The 17,863-nt window shown below is 68.1% G+C and carries 23 protein-coding genes; 12 read left to right on the top strand and 11 right to left on the bottom strand.

Annotated elements, in window-relative coordinates; all coding sequences use genetic code 11:
* Window positions 1–96: 96 nt before the first annotated feature.
* Window positions 97–432, bottom strand: coding sequence for a hypothetical protein (locus J0J01_RS14260; protein WP_296381638.1), 336 nt, complete (start codon window positions 430–432; stop codon window positions 97–99).
* Window positions 433–519: 87 nt separating this feature from the next.
* On the opposite strand from J0J01_RS14260, the gene J0J01_RS14255 reads away from it, so the two are divergent.
* From J0J01_RS14255 to J0J01_RS14235, 5 genes are all read left to right on the top strand, one after another.
* Window positions 520–663 carry a hypothetical protein gene (locus J0J01_RS14255; RefSeq protein WP_296381636.1) on the top strand — a complete coding sequence of 48 codons (144 nt, stop codon included), beginning with the start codon at window positions 520–522 and terminating at the stop codon, window positions 661–663.
* 170 nt (window positions 664–833) lie between these two features.
* Window positions 834–1,286 (top strand): hypothetical protein, encoded by a 453-nt coding sequence (locus J0J01_RS14250; protein ID WP_296381634.1) that lies wholly within the window; start codon window positions 834–836, stop codon window positions 1,284–1,286.
* A 21-nt stretch (window positions 1,287–1,307) separates the two neighbouring features.
* Window positions 1,308–1,760, top strand: a complete 453-nt coding sequence (locus tag J0J01_RS14245) for a mobile mystery protein A (protein ID WP_296381632.1) — start codon at window positions 1,308–1,310, stop codon at window positions 1,758–1,760.
* Window positions 1,757–2,341 (top strand): mobile mystery protein B, encoded by a 585-nt coding sequence (locus J0J01_RS14240; protein ID WP_296381631.1) that lies wholly within the window; start codon window positions 1,757–1,759, stop codon window positions 2,339–2,341. The genes J0J01_RS14245 and J0J01_RS14240 overlap by 4 nt, the downstream gene beginning before the upstream one ends.
* 109 nt (window positions 2,342–2,450) lie before the next feature.
* Window positions 2,451–3,473 carry a nitronate monooxygenase gene (locus J0J01_RS14235; RefSeq protein WP_296381629.1) on the top strand — a complete coding sequence of 341 codons (1,023 nt, stop codon included), beginning with the start codon at window positions 2,451–2,453 and terminating at the stop codon, window positions 3,471–3,473.
* Between the two features lie 61 nt (window positions 3,474–3,534).
* Here the strand turns inward: J0J01_RS14235 and J0J01_RS14230 are convergent, their stop codons facing one another.
* Entirely contained in the window at window positions 3,535–5,091 is a 1,557-nt protein-coding gene (locus J0J01_RS14230; RefSeq protein WP_296381627.1) for an ABC transporter substrate-binding protein, read from the bottom strand.
* Window positions 5,092–5,161: 70 nt separating this feature from the next.
* Between J0J01_RS14230 and J0J01_RS14225 the strand changes: the two genes are divergently transcribed.
* On the top strand, window positions 5,162–5,443 hold the full coding sequence (locus tag J0J01_RS14225) for a hypothetical protein (protein ID WP_296381625.1): 282 nt from the start codon (window positions 5,162–5,164) through the stop codon (window positions 5,441–5,443).
* On the opposite strand, the gene J0J01_RS14220 is transcribed toward J0J01_RS14225, so the two are convergent.
* The 4 genes from J0J01_RS14220 to J0J01_RS14205 all read right to left on the bottom strand — a co-directional run bounded on the left by J0J01_RS14220 (window position 5,444) and on the right by J0J01_RS14205 (window position 9,350).
* Entirely contained in the window at window positions 5,444–7,051 is a 1,608-nt protein-coding gene (locus J0J01_RS14220; protein WP_296381623.1) for an ABC transporter substrate-binding protein, read from the bottom strand.
* A 76-nt stretch (window positions 7,052–7,127) separates the two neighbouring features.
* Entirely contained in the window at window positions 7,128–7,448 is a 321-nt protein-coding gene (locus J0J01_RS14215; protein WP_296381621.1) for a hypothetical protein, read from the bottom strand.
* Between the two features lie 118 nt (window positions 7,449–7,566).
* Window positions 7,567–8,088, bottom strand: a complete 522-nt coding sequence (locus J0J01_RS14210) for an OB-fold domain-containing protein (RefSeq protein ID WP_296381619.1) — start codon at window positions 8,086–8,088, stop codon at window positions 7,567–7,569.
* A gap of 14 nt (window positions 8,089–8,102) precedes the next feature.
* Entirely contained in the window at window positions 8,103–9,350 is a 1,248-nt protein-coding gene (locus J0J01_RS14205) for a hypothetical protein (protein WP_296381617.1), read from the bottom strand.
* A 47-nt stretch (window positions 9,351–9,397) separates the two neighbouring features.
* Between J0J01_RS14205 and J0J01_RS14200 the strand changes: the two genes are divergently transcribed.
* Both J0J01_RS14200 and J0J01_RS14195 read left to right on the top strand, forming a co-directional pair.
* Window positions 9,398–9,682: a hypothetical protein gene (locus tag J0J01_RS14200; RefSeq protein ID WP_296381615.1), complete on the top strand. Its 285-nt coding sequence runs from the start codon at window positions 9,398–9,400 to the stop codon at window positions 9,680–9,682.
* Window positions 9,683–9,868: 186 nt separating this feature from the next.
* The gene (locus J0J01_RS14195; protein ID WP_296381613.1) at window positions 9,869–10,237 is read left to right on the top strand and encodes a helix-turn-helix transcriptional regulator; all 369 of its coding nucleotides are present in this window, start codon (window positions 9,869–9,871) and stop codon (window positions 10,235–10,237) included.
* 18 nt (window positions 10,238–10,255) lie between these two features.
* On the opposite strand, the gene J0J01_RS14190 is transcribed toward J0J01_RS14195, so the two are convergent.
* The 4 genes from J0J01_RS14190 to J0J01_RS14175 all read right to left on the bottom strand — a co-directional run bounded on the left by J0J01_RS14190 (window position 10,256) and on the right by J0J01_RS14175 (window position 13,181).
* Window positions 10,256–10,435 (bottom strand): hypothetical protein, encoded by a 180-nt coding sequence (locus J0J01_RS14190; RefSeq protein ID WP_296381611.1) that lies wholly within the window; start codon window positions 10,433–10,435, stop codon window positions 10,256–10,258.
* 162 nt (window positions 10,436–10,597) lie between these two features.
* Window positions 10,598–12,094: an arylsulfatase gene (locus J0J01_RS14185; protein ID WP_296381610.1), complete on the bottom strand. Its 1,497-nt coding sequence runs from the start codon at window positions 12,092–12,094 to the stop codon at window positions 10,598–10,600.
* A 138-nt stretch (window positions 12,095–12,232) separates the two neighbouring features.
* Window positions 12,233–12,487: a hypothetical protein gene (locus J0J01_RS14180; RefSeq protein ID WP_296381609.1), complete on the bottom strand. Its 255-nt coding sequence runs from the start codon at window positions 12,485–12,487 to the stop codon at window positions 12,233–12,235.
* Window positions 12,488–12,770: 283 nt separating this feature from the next.
* The gene (locus J0J01_RS14175; protein WP_296381607.1) at window positions 12,771–13,181 is read right to left on the bottom strand and encodes a YkvA family protein; all 411 of its coding nucleotides are present in this window, start codon (window positions 13,179–13,181) and stop codon (window positions 12,771–12,773) included.
* Window positions 13,182–13,310: 129 nt separating this feature from the next.
* On the opposite strand from J0J01_RS14175, the gene J0J01_RS14170 reads away from it, so the two are divergent.
* From J0J01_RS14170 to J0J01_RS14160, 3 genes are all read left to right on the top strand, one after another.
* Window positions 13,311–14,159: a hypothetical protein gene (locus tag J0J01_RS14170; protein WP_296381605.1), complete on the top strand. Its 849-nt coding sequence runs from the start codon at window positions 13,311–13,313 to the stop codon at window positions 14,157–14,159.
* A gap of 99 nt (window positions 14,160–14,258) precedes the next feature.
* Window positions 14,259–15,455, top strand: a complete 1,197-nt coding sequence (locus tag J0J01_RS14165) for an acyl-CoA dehydrogenase family protein (RefSeq protein ID WP_296381603.1) — start codon at window positions 14,259–14,261, stop codon at window positions 15,453–15,455.
* A 103-nt stretch (window positions 15,456–15,558) separates the two neighbouring features.
* A complete protein-coding gene (locus J0J01_RS14160) occupies window positions 15,559–15,801 on the top strand; it encodes a hypothetical protein (RefSeq protein WP_296381601.1) in 243 nt (80 codons plus the stop codon).
* Between the two features lie 21 nt (window positions 15,802–15,822).
* Here J0J01_RS14160 and J0J01_RS14155 read toward each other — a convergent pair whose 3' ends face one another.
* A complete protein-coding gene (locus J0J01_RS14155; RefSeq protein WP_296381599.1) occupies window positions 15,823–16,791 on the bottom strand; it encodes a nucleoside hydrolase in 969 nt (322 codons plus the stop codon).
* A gap of 52 nt (window positions 16,792–16,843) precedes the next feature.
* Here J0J01_RS14155 and J0J01_RS14150 point away from each other — a divergent pair, with 52 nt between their 5' ends.
* The gene (locus J0J01_RS14150; protein ID WP_296381597.1) at window positions 16,844–17,842 is read left to right on the top strand and encodes an asparaginase; all 999 of its coding nucleotides are present in this window, start codon (window positions 16,844–16,846) and stop codon (window positions 17,840–17,842) included.
* Window positions 17,843–17,863 lie beyond the last annotated feature (21 nt).

Below are 17,863 nucleotides of genomic sequence, written 5' to 3'. Positions count from 1 at the left end.
AGGTTGCTCTCCCGCAGGCCCCCACGGCGCGACGACGCAGCGGACGCGCGACGTGATCGAGGACATCCGCAAGCTGCAGCAGTCGATCCGCGCCGATCACGACGCCAGGCCCAGGATCGGCCTCGCCTCCTGCAGCAACCGGCACAGCCGATGCGCCTCCTCGACGGCGCGTTCCTCCTCGGCGGGCTCGCCGGAATGCATCGCAATGGCGACGGCGACCAGCAGCTCCTCGCACTCTGCCAGCACCCGGGCATGGGAGCGTATCTGGCCGGGGCGATGGAAGGCGTCGACCGGCTGGGCGAGGGTCGGCAGGCAGGTCCGCAGGCAGTCGAACAGGGCCTTGGGGTGCGCGCCGTCGTAGCCCAGGCCGAGTGCCTCGGCCCGCGCCTGAACGTCCCCCAGTGCGGCCCCGTACGCGGCCAGGCTCGCCATGCGGTTCCAACGGGGAAAGCCGCGGCCAGTTGCGCACCAATGGCAACCGCCCGGCACGATCTGCGTTCAGTCGCGAGGAGGACGTTCATGATCCGCAGCGTCGGACGCGCCCAACTGATCGGCATCGCCGCCATCCTGGCCTTCTTCTTCCTGACCCAGTTCGCGATCCGCGACGGCTTCGACGCTCCCCGCGTCGACCAGGCCCAGGCACAGGCCGGCAGCCGCCGCTGATCCGGCGGCTTTTTTACTTTTCAGGAGATCGTAAATTTCGCCGGCCGCCACGGCAGCCCGCGCAAAATCCTTGTGCCATCGGCATCGCAGCGCGCGCGCCTGGCCTGGCCAGCCAGCGCCATTTGTCAATCTACCGTTGATCTACAATGGACGAAGCATACGCTGTCCCGATGGACACCGCTCGCCTTCGCCCCCGCACCGCCGCCCCGGCCGCCTGGCTGGCCGCGCAGCCGCACCCCGCCCTCGACCGCCGCCGCCGGCTGATCGAGACCTGCCGCGCCGAGCTCGCCTGGGCGCGCGCCGACTGGCTGGAAGCCGCCGGCGCCGCGGAGGGCTGGCCCGAAGCCTGCCTGCCGCACGAGCAGGCGGCGGCGAGGCTGGTCGAGCTGTGGGGCCATCTCCATCCGCTGGAGGACCGGCTGCGCCAGGGCGTGGCGCGGCTGCGCGCCCGCCGCCGCGCCGGCTGGCCCTCGCCGTCGACCCTCGCCGACCTGCAGCGCCAGCGCCGCGCGCGCCGCACCCTGTGGCGCGCCTTCCTCGCCGCCGCCCGGGACTATCGCGACCGGAGGGCGGACGCCGAAGGTGTCATTCCTATAACATATACATTATTGACGATGGCATAATCCATAACTTATATATTATCGATGAAGGACGCCATCCGTCATCTCGATCGCCGTCTCGCGGCCTTCCGTCCTCTCGCGCACGGCGCGCGTCCGCCGCGCGGCTGGCTGCGCGCGGTGCGCGATGCCCTCGGCATGACGACGACGCAGCTCGCGCGCCGGCTCGGCGTGTCGCAGCCCCGCATCGTGATGCTCGAGCAATCCGAGGTATCGGGAAGCATCACCTTGCAGACCCTGCAGCGCGCCGCCGAGGCCCTCGGCTGCCGGGTGGTCTATGCGCTGGTGCCGGAGCGCCCGCTGGCCGACGTCGTGCGTCAGCGGGCCGAAGCGGTCGCCGACAGGCAGGTGGCGGCGGTGCGCCACACCATGCGCCTCGAAGGCCAGGGCGTCGACGACAAGCGCGCCGCCGGTGCGCTGCGCCGCCGCGCTGTCGAGCAGCTCCTGCAGCGGCCGGCGCGTCTGTGGGACGAGGCATGATCGGCCCGTTCGACGCCGACGACGATGCCACGCCCCTCTCGCCGCCGGAACGCGACGGTCTCATCCCGACCCACGTGGCGCTGCGCCGAGAGCTGAACGAGCTCGAGCAGAGCAACATCGCCGACGGCGATCGTTGGGCCTTCTCGCGGCGGCGCCAGGTGCTCGACGAGCGCTTCCTACGCAACCTGCACCGGCGCATGTTCGAGCGCGTCTGGAAGTGGGCGGGCGTCTATCGCGCCACCGAACGCAACATCGGCATCGAAAGCTGGCGCATCGAGGCGGCCCTGCATGAGGCGATCGAGGATGCACGCTACTGGATCGAGAACGGCAGCTACCCGGCCGACGAGCTGGCGGTGCGTTTCCATCACCGTCTGGTGCTCGTGCATCCCTTCCCCAACGGCAACGGACGATGGTCGCGGCTGGCCGCCGACCTGCTGGTCGTGCGCCTCAGCGGCCCGCGCTTCAGCTGGGGATCGGCCAACCTGCAGCCGGCGACCGAAGCGAGGCGCGCCTACATCGCCGCGCTGCGGGCCGCTGACCGGCATGATCTCGGGCCGCTCATCGCCTTTGCGCGATCCTGACACCGCCCTAGACTGGAGAAGATGCGCACGCTTTTCGTCCCGTTCGCCGTCGCGCTGACGGCGGTTCCGGCCGGGCACCGCGGCCCCGCCGATCCGCGGGCCCGGGCGCGTGCCGGTCGCCACCGGCTTCACCCTGCCGCGCCGTCAGGGTAGGACGACCGCGATGTTCGAAGGCAACCGTGTCACGGCGCACACGCGCTCGCGCTATCCCATCTTCCAGTCGCCGATGACCTGGATCGCCCGCAGCCCGCTGGTCACCGCCGTGTCGAAGGCAGGCGCGATGGGGCTGCTGGAGAACTCGATCCGCGACCTCGCCGTCACCCGGCGCGAGTTCGGCGCCATTCGCGCGGCGACCAACGCGCCGTTCGGCGTCAACTTGCCGATCCGCTACCTGCAGATGGACCCCAAGGAGGAGACGGCGATCATCGACTGGCTGCTCGGCCAGGGGATCCACTTCGTGACGACGTCGGCCGGCGATCCGACGCGCTATACCAAATTGCTCAAGGGCGCGGGCGTCACCGTCTATCACGCCACCGCCACCCTGCGCGGCGCCCAGAAGGCGGTCGACGCCGGCGTCGACGGGCTGATCGTCGAGGGCGCGGAGAGTGCCGGCATCCGCAATCCCGAGGAGGTCCACACCTTCGCCCTGCTGCAGGCGGTTCGCGAGAAAGTCGACGTGCCGATCGTGGCGGCGGGCGGCATCGTCGACGGCCGCGGCATGGCGGCGGCCTTCGCGCTGGGCGCCGAGGGCGTCACCATGGGCACGCGCTTCGTCGCCTCGTTCGAGAGCCCCGTGCACCTCAACTACAAGAACGCCATCGTCGCGGCGCCGATGCACGGCACCATCATGACCGACAACCCGCCGCGCGCCCGCTCGCGCGGCCTGCGCACGCCCTATTCGGTCGAGGTCGCCGAGGGCAAGCGCGAGCGGCTGCCGCGCGGCGGCCTGATCGACAGGCTCTACGTCAACGGCGACGTCGAGAACACCTCCGGCGCCGCCGGCGAATCGGCCGGCCTGATCCACGAGCTGAAGTCGGTGCAGCAGATCGTCGACGAGACGATCGCCGGCTTCTGGCGCGAGATCGACCGGCTGGCGGGGCTGAGGCCGCAATCGGTGTCATCTCGAGCGTAGCAAGAGACCTTTACCGGACCAGTAAAGGTCCCTCGCTACGCTCGGGATGACAGGGTCCCCGTCACCTCTTCCTGATGTTCCACACCATCGCGACCGGGCCGGGCAGCCAGCCGTCGAGGCGGTCGCTGCGGTAGGCGCCGAAGCCGCGATACTGGCCGATCGGCACGTAGACGCCCTGCGCCATCACCTTGTCGGAGATCGCATCGCCCAGCGCCTTGCGCTTGGCCGTGTCGGTCTCGGCGATGAAGGCGGCGCGCAGCTTCTCGATCTCCGGATCGCACGGCCAGCCGAACCACGCCTTCTCGCAGCTCGCGGCGGCGAAGTTGCTGGTGCCGGGATTGTCGACGTCGATGGTGATGTTGGTGGTGAAGAAGATGTTCCAGCCGCCCTGCGCCGGCGCCTCCTTGCGCGAGCGCCGCGCCACCACGGTGTTCCAGTCCATCGGCAGCAGCTCGACCTTGAAGCCCGCGCGCTCGAGCTGCTGCTTGGCGACCGGCTGGAACTGATTGGACGACTGCAGGTCGGTCTGGTGCAGCATGACGACCGGCTTGCCGTCGTAGCCCGCCTCCTTCAAGAGCGCCTTGGCCTTCTCGATGTCGGGCTTGATCAGGAAGTCGCCGTATTCCTTGCCGTAAGTCGAGCCGCAGATGAACGGCGCGTTGCAGGTGCGGTAGAGCGCCGGGTCGCCGTACTGCGCGCGCAAGAAGTCCTCCTGCGCGATCGCCAGCATCGCCGCCTGCCGCACCTTGGGATTGTCGAACGGCGGCTGCAGGTGGTTGAAGCGCATCAGCGCCTGGCCGCCCTGCACGTTCCAGCCGTACAGCGCCACGCCCTTGGAACCCTTGAGCAGCGGCAGGAGGTCGGTCGGCGGCGATTCGATCAGGTCGATCTCGCCCGCGATCAGCGCGTTGGCGGCGGTGTTGGGATCGGGCATGGCGAGCCATTCGACCCGGTCGACCTTGGCCTGCTTGCCGCCCGCCAGCATGGAGGGCGGCTCGGGGCGTGGCTTGTACTTGGGATTGCGGACATAGACGACCTTCTCGCCGGCCTTCCATTCGTCCTTCTTGAAGATGAAGGGGCCGGAGCCGGTGTAGTCGTCGATCTGCTTGTTGGGGTCGGTCTCGGCGACCCGCCTGGGCATCATGAAGGGCACGCTAGAGCCCACCTTGCCCAGCGCCTCGAGCACCAGGCCGAACGGCTCCTTGAGCACCAGGGCGAAGGTCTTGCCGTCGATCGGCTTCAGCTCGGCGGTCGAGCGCAGCAGGAGCTGGCCGAAGCCGTCGCGGGCGCCCCAGCGCCTGATCGAGGCGATGCAGTCCTCCGGGGTGACCGGCGTGCCGTCGTGCCACTCCAAGCCGTCGCGCAGGGTGATGGTGTAGGTGAGCTTGTCGGCGGAGATCTCGACCTTCTCGGCCATCTGCGGCTGGACCTTGAAATCGGCATCGGTCGCGAGCAGCGTGTCGTAGATCAGGTAGCCGTGATTGCGGGTGATGTTGGCCGTCGTCCAGATCGGATCGAGGATCTTGAGGTCGGCGTGGCTCACCATCCGGAGCGTGCCTTGCGCGGAAGCCGGCAGGGCGATCGCCCAAAGCACCATCGACAGCAGCAGCCTACGCATGCGTGGTCCTTTCCCAACAGGTGCCGATTCTCACGCAAGGTTCATGCCGTGTGAGATATAGTGCCCGACGATGCGCACGATCCTGCCCCTGTTCCTGACCCTCCTGCTGCTGCCCGCGACCGCCTTCGCGCAAGCGCCGGCACCCGACCTCGCCTATTGCAACCGGCTGGCCGACCTCTACGAGCGCTACATCGGCCGCAACGAGTTCTCGTCCAACCGCAGCTTCGGCCGCGGCAGTCTCGACGGCGACGTCGCCTCGACGCAGTGCCGCAGCGGCCGGCCGGAGCAGGCCATCCCCGTGCTCGAGCGGGTGCTGCGCGGCAACGGCTTCACCCTGCCGCCGCGCGGCTGATCACCGGTCGAGCCAGACCTCCTCCATGCGCATGCCGTTATAGATGCTGTTGATCATCGGCGTGTAGCCCTTGACGTAGGACTGCCAGCAGGTGCCGGAGCGGTTGTGATAGAGGACAGGCCGTGCCACGTCCTCGGCCAGCCGCCGCTCGATGTCCCACACCATGGGCTTGCGCCTCTCCTGGTCGGGCTCCATCGACTGGGCGTCGATCGCCTTCTCGATCTCGGGATTGCAGTAGCCGTCGTAGTTGTTCTCCGAGCCGCAGGTATAGCCTTCGTAGAAGGCCTGGTCGGGGTCGTCGATCCCGTTGCCGGTGAGGTTGGCGCCCAGCGTATAGTCGTGCCGCCGCACCTTGGGGAACCACGCCGTGGTGTCGATCGGCTCGAGCTCGGCGTCGATGTGGATCTGCTTGAGCTGGTCGATCAGGATCACCGCCGGGTCGCGATAGACCGAGAGGTTGCGGGTGGTGACCTTGAGCTTGAGCTTGTTGTTCGACCCGTAGCCCGCCGCCTCCATGATCTTGCGGCCCTCGGCGCGGTTGGCGGCGACGTCGGGACCGTAGCCCGGCAGCTTCTGCACCACCTCGGGCGGCATGCCCCAGATGCCCTCGGGCGGGGCGAGCAGCGCGCCGCCGATCGTGCCGGCGCCCTGGGTCAGCGTGTCGATGAAGGCCTTGCGGTCGATGGTGAGCGCCACGGCGCGGCGCAGCTCCGGCCGGTTGAACGGCAGCGCCTCGCGGTTGATCAGCACGTTGCGCTGGACGTTCGACGCCATCAGCTTGCACACCGCGGTGGGTGCCTGCGCCCGGATGTCGTTCAGCACCGGCACCTGGAAGAAGTAGGGCGAGCTCATGTCGACCGTGCCGGCGACGAAGGACAGCATGCCGGTCGAGCTGTTCTTCATGATCTTCCATTCGATGCCGTCGAGCCACGGCCGGTCCTTCTTCCAGTAGTCCTTGTTGCGCGCCACCCGGATCGTCTCGTTGGGCTTGAACTCGACGAAGCGGAACGGGCCGGTGCCGATCGGCCGCCGCCGCATCTCCCCGGGCGAGACGTGGCAGGGATAGATCGGCGTGAAGCCCGAGGCGACCAGGGCGACGAAGGCGGGCTGCGGCCGCTTCAGGCGGAACACCACCGCGTCGTCGGCCTTGACCATGACCTCGGCGAGATTGCCGTACCAGGCCCTGCGCGGATTGACCCGCAGCGTCTCGCCATTCAGCCCGCCGCCCTGCAGCAGGTCGAAGGTGCATTTGACGTCGCGCGCGGTGAACGGCTTGCCGTCGTGCCAGCGCACGCCCGAACGCAGCTTGAAGGAGAGCTGCGTGCGCGTGTCGTCCCACGCCCAGCTCGTCGCGAGGTCGGGCACGATCGAGGCGAGCCCGCTTTGCGGCACGTTGGGGTCGTACATCACGAGGTTGTTGAACACGCCCATCATCGGGCCCTGGCCCGCGATGGTGCTCTCCTCGTGGATCGACATGGTGGCCGGGCTGTCGAAGAAATAGACCTTCATGACGCCGCCCGGCTTCTGGGCCGCCGCGACCTTGGGCGTCGCCACGAGCCCGAGCAGCACGAGCGCGCTCGCAAGAAGGACCGCATGCCTGCGCGTCATTCGCCCCTCCAAGTTCGAGTGAACTCGACGGAGACTCTACGGGTGCGCGTACAGACTGTCGGAAGTGATGGCTATTCTACGCGAGACGCCGCAGCACGGCGAGGCGCTTGTTGAGCGCTTCCGGCCGGCTCCAGGGCGCGTCGCCGTTCGGCATCTCGCCCGGCGCGAGCTCGGTGACCGCGAGGTCCTCGGGCCGGCCGGCGCCGGTGTCCTCGGACGTATAGCGCCAGTACAGGCGACGGCCGTCGGCCATCGCCAGGATGAAGCCGAAGTCGCCGTGGTCGAGGTCGGTGACCTGCCAGGCCGCCTCGATCTCGGCGATCCAGGCGAGCTTGAAGCTCTCGTCGGCGGTGCGGGCGAGATCGCAGGCCCGCATGAAGCCCCAGTCGGCGTCCATTTGGCGGCGTCCCGAGCGTAGCGTTGTTATCCCGAGCGTAGCGTTGTCATCCCGAGCGTAGCGAGGGATCTTTCCTGTCGCCTCAAGGATCCCTCGCTTGCGCTCGGAATGACAGGAGTCATTCCTGCGGGTAACGCCACGGTTTCGCCGGCTGCTGCGCGCCCTCGTCGATCGTCCAGTGCGGGATGGCGAGGCCGGGCCCGGCATCGGCGAAAACCATGCGGACGCGGGTGCCGATGCCGACCTTCCTCACCATGTCGGGCGGCGCCAGCTTGCCGTCGGGCGTGGTGAGGTTGCCCATCACGCGCAGCGCCTCGTCCTTCGTGGGCTTGCCCTTCTGGGTGTCGAGGTCGACCAGCAGCACGAGATAGGGCGTCGCCGCCTTGAAGGCCGGCTGGATGGCGTGATGGACCTCGGTGTAGGAATGCACCGCGCCCTTGGCCTCGACCGGCACCCAGTCGGACTTCGGATTCATGCACCACGGGCACGCCGTGGTCGGCGGATAGCGCAGCAGGTTGCATTTGGTGCAGCGCTGGAGATGGAAGTCGTGCGCCGCGCAGTGCTTGAAGTAGATGAGGTTCTCGACGTCGAGCTCGTCGATCGCCAGCGGCATGCCGAGATAGGTGGCCTGGACAGTCATGATCGTTCCCTCCCCTAACCGCGCCGCATGACCATGGCCGAGCCGGTGCCGGGATTGGCCCAGCCCAGGTTGGCCGACAGCTCCGCGTCCTTGACCTGCCGGCAGCCGCCCTCGCGATAGTCGTAGGTGTGCTGCCGCTTGCCGTCGGGCCCGATCGGACACGAATCGTCGGCGTCGTGGCGGAGCTGCCGCACGTTCTCGATCACCATGTTGATGCCGTGGGTGTAGCCCTCGCAGAGATGGCCGCCGCTGGTGTTGTTCGGCCGCTTGCCGCCGAGCCGGATCGTGCCGTTGCTGACGTAGTCGCCGCCCTCGCCCTTCTTGCAGAAGCCGTAATCCTCGAGCTGCAGCATGGTGGTGAAGGTGAAGGCGTCGTAGCTGCCGGTGAGGTCGATGTCCTCCGGCCCGACGCCGGAGTTGGGCCACAGGATCTCGCGCGCGTAGTGGCCGGCGACGGTCGAGATCGGGCCGGTCTGGTAATGCATGTCGGTGCGCGGCTTGCTGCAGCGGCCGACCACGCCGCGGATCAGCACCGGATGGTGGCGTAGGTTGCGCGCCCGCTCGGCCGAGGTGACGATGAGCGCCGTGCCGTTGTCGGTCTCGACGCAGCAGTCGAGCAGGTGCAATGGCTTGCAGATGAAGCGGCTCGAGACCACCTCGTCGACCGAGTAGCGCTTCTTGTAGAAAGCCTTGGGGTTGTTCGAGGCGTGGCAGGAATGGAAGTGCTTCACGTGCGCCACCTGCTCCGGCCGCGTGCCGTAGTCGTGCATGTGGCGCATGAAGGTCGGCGCGAACATCTGGCCGGCGCTCTGCCAGCCATAGGCGCGGCCGTGCAGCGCGTCGCCCATCACCGGGGCCGCGGCGCGCGCGCCGGTGCCGCCGATGCGGACCTGGCTGAAACCGTTCATGGCGCGGAAGATCGCGACGGTCTTGCACATGCCGGCCTCGATCAGGCCCATCGCCATGCCGATCAGCGCCTCGGTCGAGGAGCCGCCGCCGAACACGTCCATGTAGAAGTTGAGCCGCAGGCCGAGGTCGCCCGCGATGAAGGTCGAGAAGGTCGAATCGCCCGACTGGTAGGACAGCATGCCGTCGACGTCGGAGGCCTTCAGTCCCGCATCCTCGATCGCGTTGCGCACCGCCCAGGTGCCGAGCGCGCGCGTCGTGACGCCCGAGCCGCGGGTATAGGTCGTCTCGCCCACGCCCACGATCGCGTACTTGTCGCGCAGGTGCTTGGGGCTCGACGTATCGGTGTCAGGCATCGGCATGCGTTTCCCCTCTCGTATGGTTGGACGGTACGATAGCGCAAATGAGGCTCAGGCAAACCGCGCCCGCGGCGCTCTCCCCCGGCCTCGCTGCGCAGGTCGATACGCTGCTGCTCGGTGACGACGACGATCGGGTCGTGGGCCATGCCGCGACCTTCGTGCCGGCGGTCTGCCGCTCGATCGGCTATCGCGAGCTGACCAACACCACTCGCTTCATCGATCACGACGGCGCGTGGAAGGAGCTGGTCTTCCGCGGCGGCATGGTGGCGGAGCTGGGCAGTCGGCGCTGGCCGGGCCGGCCGATCGATCTTCGCGGCTCCGGCGTCTAAGGACCCCGTCCCAAACCGTCCCACGGCGCGGGACGGCTTCGATGCCGATGGCATCGGCATCGCAGGCGTCTCGGTCCCGGACTCCCGGACACCCCCTCCCCCTCGCATGCAATTTCGGGCGAACATCATCATCGATGTCACCCTGCACCACGCCGCGCCGAACACCTATTCCGGCATTGCCTGCTCATGGATGGGCTCGAAGAGTCCTGCCGTCGCCTGCTCGGGCCGGCGCGCAAGCAGGCTGACTTGCTGCGCGATGTACGGGAACTGGTCCTCGACGACATCGGCAAGGAGCCGCCGCGGCTTGGAGCGGTCGCGAAGGCGCTCAAGCTCAGCCCCAAGTCCCTGGAACGACGTCTGCGGTTCCGCCGCACGAGCTTCAGCCGCATCGTCGACGACATACGACGGGACCTCAGCAGCCAGTGGCTGCGCGACACGGACATGACCCTCGACCAGGTTGCCTTTCTCGCCGGCTACGCGGCAACCGCTGCGTGGCTCCGCGCCTTCAAGCGCTGGACCGGCACCACGCCAAAGCGGTTCCGCGAGCTTCGGTGACGGTCGCGCCCGTGCCGATCAAGAAGTCGGCCCGCAGGGTGTGCTGCGCTCGAGCCTGGTCGCCAGCGCCTCGAAAATATCCGCACACCCACGAAGACGCGCAGCCTCGACCCTGTTCATGCAGGCGGCGATGACCCTGACCCGCCGCGCCAGTTCGCGCAGCTCCTCGGGATGGTCGGCTTCTTCCTGGTTCCGCATGGGTCGTTCTCGTTGCTGTGGAATGACCTGGCGGCGACTAGATAGGCAGGCCGTGCCTATCCGTCATTGATCGACGGGGACAAACAATTGACCGCAGGCGACACGGGCCCAACGGCACCGCGCGCGATCCGGCGCAGGTAACAGGAGTAGTCTGGGAGAACGCTAAGACCGGGCCGGAACGTGATCGAGCGGAGCGCCCGCCGGTATCAGAGGTTCACGTCCTACGCTCGCCTGAAAGCCGCGCAGGATCCTGCCGAAATGAACCGCCGTCCATGAATGGATGTAGGGATAGTCGATCGGCTTTCGCTCCTTGGGATCGACGGTGAGATTGACGACGTGCGGCGTCATCAGCTTGACGGAGGGATCGGTCAGCGTCTTTTGCAAGTACATCACCATCTTGAAATTGCGCCACTTCACGCCGTACATCGTCTCGCCCATCCAGTAGGGGAATCCGTCGCGCGCCGAGTGCTCCTGCCTGCCTTCGAGGAAGGTCCGCTGATCGACGCCGTCGATCACGCGGTCGGCCGGGACGGTCGCGCCTGCCCACTGCAACAGCGTCGGGAACATGTCGGTGATGTGGACGACGTCGTTGCTCTGTCTGCCCGCGGGAACGCGACCGGGATAGCGCACGAGGCACGGTGTCCGGAGCGAACCTTCCATGCCGGTGAAATAGGAGCCATCGAAAAAGCCGGGATGCCCGCGCCATGGCTCCATCTCCTCGGGGCCGTTGTCGCCCGAAAAGACGACGATGGTGTTGTCGTCGATCTTGAGCTCACGCAGGGTGTCGAGAAGCTCGCCGAAATCGGAATCAAGCTGCAACAGGCAATCGGCCCACTCGCCCTGACCGGAGCGTGCCTTGAACTCGGCGCGCGGGATCGTCGGCAGATGCATCAGCGAGTGATTGAAGTACAGGAAGAACGGCTTCCCCGCCTCGACGCTCCGCCGCATGAAAGCCTTGCCGCGATCGAGGAACTCGCGGTCGACGTCGCGCCTGACGTCGAGCGTGAGCTGCTTGACGGCACGCGGCGTCTGGCCACGTCGCGATTCCATCATGCTTGAGACGCCGTCACGGGTCGGGTCGTACCACGGATCGGTCGGCCACAGGGCCTCGTCCCAGGTGCGCGGCGGACCGTACCATTCATCGAAGCCATGGTCGGTCGGCCAGCGGCCCGCCGAATCGCCGATGTGCCATTTGCCGACGCAGGCGGTAGCGTATCCGCGGGCGGACAGGATATCGCCCATGGTCTTCTCCCAGGCCACCAGGCCGCCCTCGTCACCCGCCACCGCGACGGTGTGGTTGCCCGAGCGGATGGCGTACCGCCCGGTCATCAGCGCGGCGCGCGACGGCGTGCACTGCGCCTCGGGCGCGAAGTTAAGAAGCTTGATGCCTTCGGTTGCGAAGGTGTCGATGCGCCTGGTGTCAGCGCCGCGCAGGATGCCGCCACCGTAGCAACCGAGCTCGCCGTAGCCGAGGTTGTCGACGAGGAAGTACACGATGTTTGGCGGCCCACCGGGCGCGGGACGCGGCTGCGCCTGGGCGAGCTCGACCGAGGCGTTGACGGAGACCACCGATGCGGTCGCCAGGGCCGTGCCGCCGAGCAGGACGTCGCGTCGATGGGGCGCTTGATTGCTCTCGTCCCGGGTGGTCGCGTCGCTCATCTATGCCCTCCTCATCGGGACCCACCCGCGGCTGTTGGGATCGCTGGCATGTATAACATCAGCGCCGGGAGCGCCTGTCCACGGCCTCGCCCCCCACAACCCCTCGGCGTACACGGCCTACACCGCCGCCGCGCATCGCTATCGAGGCTGCCAGTTCCGGCACGGCTCGGCCGTTGCACAGCCTGCCGTGGTTTCGCTCGCCGACGGCGGCCGGCCGCCCGCTTCCGACGCGCCCGAGCAGGCGAGCATCGCCGCGCGGCCCCTTTCGATCTCGCGGCTGACCGACTGGAAGGCTGCATCACCGCGTGGCCCCGGCCGGACCTGTGCGGTGATCAGGCCGCGTCGCACGAGCCAATCGGTGTTCCGCTCGAGCTCCGCCTTGGCGAGCGGCATTGCCGTGGCCGACAGTCCGCTCAGATCGGCCCTGGTCGATTGGGCGCCCGCCTGGGTAATGTTGTAGCGCGCCCAGGAGACGCCGAAGCATCGCGGCGGTGCTCTCCTCCGCGCTGAGCGCCTGAGCTTGTTGAGACTGCCGTTGCGTCTGGGGCGACGGGCGGTCGGGCGTACAGGCCAGCAGGATCAGGGCCGGCAGAACCGATCGCAGCGCGGACATCGTCATGCGCCTTTCTCCCATCACGAAGAAGGGGACGCAACGTGAGGCCGCGCGATCGCCTCGCTATTCGAGAAGATGTGGCACCAGCCAGACGCCCAGCAGGCCGATTGCGACCACCCAGACAATGCCGATCAGGGCGGCTCCAACATAGCTGACCGGTCGTTCCGCCCGTGCGGCGATTCGTGCGGCGGCTCGGGCGCGAAGGTCGGCCAGCACCGAGGGCGGAATCAGCCGCAGGGCCAGCAGGATGCCGAGCGGCACGACGATCAGATCGTCGAGGTAGCCGATCACCGGAATGAAATCCGGGATCAGGTCGATTGGGCTGAGCGCGTAGGCGGCGACCGCAGCGGCCACGGCCTTCGCATGCCAAGGCACCCGGGGATCTCGAGCTGCGAGCCACAACACCAGGACGTCCCGCTTGATCGAACGAGCCCAGGCCTTCGCAGTATCGAGGAGTGTGACACCCTGAAGCATTCGGACCCGGCATCGGCAGTGGCGGCGCATTGCTCCCCTACTGCGCCCGGGACTTCGTGACAATGCCGAGCCTGGCCGCGCGGTCCTGAAAGATTGGCGTCAGCCACATGCCATAACATCGCTGGCCGGATGCGCCGTTCTGCCGTCTTGCTTGCTGCCTTGTTGGCACCTCGTGTCGCCTGTGCCAGTGATGTCGACACCCAGTTCATCTTTGGCTTCACGCAAGGTGCCGATGTCGGCACGTTCGGCGAAAAGGAAATCGAGTCCCAGACGCTCGGCCGGTTTGGCAAGGCGGATGGCGCGTACACCGGCCTCGTCAGTCAATTGCGGGCCGAGTTCACGCCCCTCCCGCATTTCCGTTTCGAAGTCGGCACGCTTGTCGACTACCACTCGGTCTCCGGGGTGACCGGCTTCGACAGTCGCGACCAGGTTCAGTTTGGTGGCTTCGTCATGGAGGGCCGGTATCAGCTGCTCGATCGCCGAACGGCACCTATCGGTCTGACGATCGGCGTCGAGCCGCACTGGCAGCGCGTGGACGAGACCAGCGGCGAGCTCGTGACCAACTATGGCGGCAACCTCACGCTCGCGATCGACAAGGAACTGGTCGAAGACCGTCTGTTTGCCGCGCTGAACATTATCTACGACCCGGAATGGACGCATGTGCACATCACCGACACCTGGCAGCAGCAATCGACGCTGGGGGTCTCCGGCGCTGCCGTCTGGCAAATTGTCGATGGGGTATTCGTCGGGGGTGAGAGCCACTATCTGCGCGCCTATGACGGGATAGGCCTCGCCAGCTTTGCCGGCGAGGCCTTGTTCATCGGCCCGACCGCCTACTGGCAGGTAACGGAGCGTTTCGCCGTCTCCGGCGCCTGGAGCCTTCAAGTCGCCGGCGGCGCTGTCGGCGTACCCGGTGGCCTCAACCTTCGCGATTTCGAACGGCACCAAGTGCGGCTGAGGTTCGAATACACGTTCTGACGGGGCGGCGGCCAAGGGGTCTTTCGCGTGGTGACGCTAGGCGCAGGCGAAGGCGCCGCTGTCATTGACGCCCCGCGAAACGACGCCAGTATGCGGCCCATGGACACGCGCGTTTCCGCGATCACGACCAGCGCCCTCGACCGGGCGCGCGCCTTGCAGCCCCTGCTCGACGAGCACGGTCCCGAGATGGACCGCCGCCGCGAGGTCACGCCCGAGGTGGTCGACGCGCTGGTCAAGGCCGACATGCTGCGGCTGCTGCTGCCCCGCAGCCTCGGCGGCCAGGAGATGCAGCTCGTCGACTATGCCAGGACGATCGAGGCGCTGGGCTATGCCGATGCCAGCGTCGCCTGGTTCATCAACCAGTCGAACGTGTCGTCCTCGACCTCGGCCGCCGCGATGCCGCACGACACCGCGCTCGAAGTCTTCGGCAAGCCGAACGTCGGCCTCGCCTGGGGCGCGCGCCACAGCCGCAGCAAGGCGATCAGGGTGCCCGGCGGCTACCGCCTCACCGGCACCTGGAGCTTCGCCTCGGGCGGCCGCCACACCACCTGGCTCGGCGCCCACAGCGCGGTCCAGAATCCCGACGGCACGCCGCTGGTCGCACACAATGGCGTACATAAGGGCCGGCAGGACGACCGCAGCTTCGTGTTCCTGCGCTCGGAAGCGAAGATCATCGACGACTGGCAGGTGCTCGGCCTGCGCGGCACCGGCAGCGACTCCTACACGGTCGAGGACCTGTTCGTGCCCGACGAGCGCGCGCCGGCGCGCGACCAGCTCTCGGAGCGGCGCGAGCCCGGCCCGCTCTACGTGCTGGGCTCGACCCTGCTCTACGCCACCGGCTTCTGCAGCGTCACCCTGGGCGTCGGCCGCCGCCTGCTCGAGAGCTACATCGAGCTCGCCCGCGGCAAGCACAGCCGCGCGTCGCCCAGTGCGATGGCGGTCAACCAGGCCAACCAGCGCGAGATCGGCCTGCTCGAGGCGCAGCTCTCGGCCGCCCGCGCTTTCCTGCACGAGGCCGCGGGCCAGGCCTATGACGCTGCAAGCAACGGCACGCTGACGCTCGACCATCGCATCCGGCTGCGGCTCGCCACCACCTACGGCATGAACGAGGCGACTGACGCATCCGTCACCGCCTATCGCGCCGCCGGCACGACCGCGATCATGAACGCCGCCCCGTTCGAGCGCCGCTTCCGCGACGCCATGAGCGCCAGCCAGCACCTGCAGGCGATGATGCCCCACGTCGAGATGGTAGGTCGCCACCTCCTCGGTGTGGACAATCCCATTCAGCACATCTGACGCGCCGCCCGACGCATTAATCACGCCAGTTTCACGATTCGGTTATTGATCGTCACCCTGCCGGGAGTAGAGTCCCGTCCGGTGGGTTGGGGCTCAGGTGGTGATGAAATTTCAACTGGTGTTAGTCATTGCGCTGGCCCTGGTTGGCGGCGGCCTGGGTTGGCGCGGCACGCGCCGGCGGTGGCGGTCCCTCTATGACGAAAAGCCGGTCGGCATGTCCGATCGGAAATACCAAAGGCACCAGCACCGCCGCCACGCGTTCCGCCGCTTCGCCAACACCGTGCTCTACGCCGCGATCGGCGCGGCGATCGGCTGGGCGATCGGCCTCTATATCCATCTGTCCTGAACCGGCCCGCTCACCGAAACCTCAACCAATGCGTGTTCCTGCGCCGCCGATGGAGCGGAAATAGAGCGCCGTCAACCGGTCGAGCCGTGCCTCCTCGACCAGGGTCACCGGCGGCGCGCCGAGCCGGCCCGAGGGATCGACCACCGTCATGCCGCGCGTCAGGCCGGGCGCAAGTGCCACCTCGACCGAGGCGCTGAACGAGCGGGTGACGATCGACGGCTCGACCACGACGGCGGCGGCGAAGGGATCGACGAAGCGCAGCAGATCGCCCTTGCCGCGCCCGGCGATCTGCCGGCGGGCGTGGCTCGCCAGCGCCTGCGAGAAGGTCTTGTACGCGCTGTCCGGCACGCGGGCGAACAGCGCATCGACCTCGGCGCCGGCGATCGCGTGCGAGACGCAGGGCTCCCACGGCACCACCATGGTGTCTATGTCGGCGCCGAACACGATCGCCGCCGCCTCGGGATCGGCGAAGACGTTGAACTCGGCGGCGGGCGTGGTGTTGCCGCGGCCGTACACCGTGCCGCCCATGATGGTGAGCCGGCCGATGCCCTGCACGATGCCCGGCGCCGCGGTCAGCGCCATCGCGAGATTGGTCAGCGGGCCGATGAACAACAGGTCGATCTTGCGCCCGGTAGTCGCCGCGATACTGAGCTCGCCCACCAGGAAGCCCGCGGCGTCGGAGCCGGCGATCTCGGCGATCGTCTCGGGCCTGGGCGCCCCGCCCAGCCCGTCCTCGCCGTGCACCTCGCGGGCGTGGATGATCTCCTGCTCCAGCGGCCCCCATTCAATTGGCTTGGGCGCGCCCTTGTGGACGTCGATCGCGGCACCGGCGACCGACAGCACCGCCAGCACGTTGTCGGTCGCGGTGTCGAGATCGACATTGCCGAACACGGTGGTGATGGCGTCGGGCGGCCGGCCGTTGGCGATCAGCAGCAGCAGGGCCTGGGCGTCGTCGACGCCGCCGTCGGTATCGAGGATGAGGCGGTTCATGCGGCCCGCATCTTGCTGTGTACTGTGGCGGACCAGCAAGGAGTGTCATCCGTTGAGCAAACCCAAGGTCGCCTTCATCGGCACCGGCGGCACGATGTCGTCGCTCGGCATCCATCCGCTCGAGCTGCAGGACTATGGCGTGCACAACAACCGCCTGCAGGCGAGCGGCATCGTCGAGCGCTTCCCGACGGTGACCGAGATCGCCGAGGTGATCGCGGTCGACTTCCGCAACGTGCCCAGCACCGAGATCCATTTCGCGGAATGGCAGGAGCTCGCCGGCCTCTGCGGCAGGCTCGCCAAGGAACATCCCGACCTCGCCGGCATCGTGATCGGCCACGGCACGGCGACCCTGGAGGAGACCGCCTGGTTCTTGAACCTGGTGCTCAAGGTGCCCTTCCCGGTCGTGCTGATCGGCGCGCAGCGGCCGGCCTCGGGCCTGTCGACCGATGCCGCGATCAACCTGGTGAACGGCGTGCGGGTGGCGGCCGATCCGGCGAGCCGCGGCCGCGGCGTGCTGACGATGCTGAACGACGAGATCCAGGCGGCGCGCGAGGTCACCAAGACCTCGAACTGGCGGATGCAGACCTTCCGCACGCCCGACTTCGGTGCGCTGGGCCACGCCGACGCCGACCGCATCGCCTACTATCGCAAGCCCGAGCGCCAGCACATGCCCGACACCGAGTTCGATATCGCGGGCCTCGCGGCCCTGCCGCGCGTCGACATCATCTATGCCTATCCGGGCTCGGACGGCACGGCGGTGAAGGCCTTCGTCGCGGCCGGCGCCAGGGGCATCGTCTCGGCGGGCTTCGCGCCGGGCACGCCGCCGCCCGCCGACCTCGAGGCGTGTGCCGAGGCGGTGAAGCAGGGCGTGACGGTAGTACAATCCTCACGCGCCGGCTCGGGCCGCATCTTCCGCAGCCAGCGGCTGACGGATGCCGGCATCCTCGCCGCCGACAATCTCAACCCGCAGAAGGCCCGCATCCTGCTGGCCCTCGCGCTGACCAGGACCTCCGACCCCGCCGAGATCGCGCGGATCTTCGCGACCTATTAGCGTCCGCCGCCCGCAGCCGCC

This window comes from Reyranella sp. (assembly GCF_017305915.1).
Classification (GTDB): Bacteria; Pseudomonadota; Alphaproteobacteria; order Reyranellales; family Reyranellaceae; genus Reyranella.
The sequence above is the reverse complement of the archived record's forward strand: the minus strand, read 5'-3'. Positions and strand labels throughout refer to the sequence as shown.

Excerpts from the sequence above, each read along its gene's own strand:
- J0J01_RS14215 (WP_296381621.1), bottom strand. The coding sequence starts at position 7,448 with ATGGACGCCGACTGGGGCTTCATGCGGGCCTGCGATCTCGCCCGCACC.
- J0J01_RS14240 (WP_296381631.1), top strand. The coding sequence starts at position 1,757 with ATGATCGGCCCGTTCGACGCCGACGACGATGCCACGCCCCTCTCGCCG.
- J0J01_RS14205 (WP_296381617.1), bottom strand. The coding sequence starts at position 9,350 with ATGCCTGACACCGATACGTCGAGCCCCAAGCACCTGCGCGACAAGTAC.
- J0J01_RS14260 (WP_296381638.1), bottom strand. The coding sequence starts at position 432 with ATGGCGAGCCTGGCCGCGTACGGGGCCGCACTGGGGGACGTTCAGGCG.
- J0J01_RS14250 (WP_296381634.1), top strand. The coding sequence starts at position 834 with ATGGACACCGCTCGCCTTCGCCCCCGCACCGCCGCCCCGGCCGCCTGG.
- J0J01_RS14210 (WP_296381619.1), bottom strand. The coding sequence starts at position 8,088 with ATGACTGTCCAGGCCACCTATCTCGGCATGCCGCTGGCGATCGACGAG.
- J0J01_RS14170 (WP_296381605.1), top strand. The coding sequence starts at position 13,311 with ATGCGCCGTTCTGCCGTCTTGCTTGCTGCCTTGTTGGCACCTCGTGTC.
- J0J01_RS14195 (WP_296381613.1), top strand. The coding sequence starts at position 9,869 with ATGGATGGGCTCGAAGAGTCCTGCCGTCGCCTGCTCGGGCCGGCGCGC.
- J0J01_RS14175 (WP_296381607.1), bottom strand. The coding sequence starts at position 13,181 with ATGCTTCAGGGTGTCACACTCCTCGATACTGCGAAGGCCTGGGCTCGT.
- J0J01_RS14230 (WP_296381627.1), bottom strand. The coding sequence starts at position 5,091 with ATGCGTAGGCTGCTGCTGTCGATGGTGCTTTGGGCGATCGCCCTGCCG.
- J0J01_RS14220 (WP_296381623.1), bottom strand. The coding sequence starts at position 7,051 with ATGACGCGCAGGCATGCGGTCCTTCTTGCGAGCGCGCTCGTGCTGCTC.
- J0J01_RS14185 (WP_296381610.1), bottom strand. The coding sequence starts at position 12,094 with ATGAGCGACGCGACCACCCGGGACGAGAGCAATCAAGCGCCCCATCGA.
- J0J01_RS14155 (WP_296381599.1), bottom strand. The coding sequence starts at position 16,791 with ATGAACCGCCTCATCCTCGATACCGACGGCGGCGTCGACGACGCCCAG.
- J0J01_RS14180 (WP_296381609.1), bottom strand. The coding sequence starts at position 12,487 with ATGCCGCTCGCCAAGGCGGAGCTCGAGCGGAACACCGATTGGCTCGTG.
- J0J01_RS14190 (WP_296381611.1), bottom strand. The coding sequence starts at position 10,435 with ATGCGGAACCAGGAAGAAGCCGACCATCCCGAGGAGCTGCGCGAACTG.
- J0J01_RS14225 (WP_296381625.1), top strand. The coding sequence starts at position 5,162 with ATGCGCACGATCCTGCCCCTGTTCCTGACCCTCCTGCTGCTGCCCGCG.
- J0J01_RS14160 (WP_296381601.1), top strand. The coding sequence starts at position 15,559 with ATGAAATTTCAACTGGTGTTAGTCATTGCGCTGGCCCTGGTTGGCGGC.
- J0J01_RS14255 (WP_296381636.1), top strand. The coding sequence starts at position 520 with ATGATCCGCAGCGTCGGACGCGCCCAACTGATCGGCATCGCCGCCATC.
- J0J01_RS14200 (WP_296381615.1), top strand. The coding sequence starts at position 9,398 with ATGAGGCTCAGGCAAACCGCGCCCGCGGCGCTCTCCCCCGGCCTCGCT.
- J0J01_RS14165 (WP_296381603.1), top strand. The coding sequence starts at position 14,259 with ATGGACACGCGCGTTTCCGCGATCACGACCAGCGCCCTCGACCGGGCG.
- J0J01_RS14245 (WP_296381632.1), top strand. The coding sequence starts at position 1,308 with ATGAAGGACGCCATCCGTCATCTCGATCGCCGTCTCGCGGCCTTCCGT.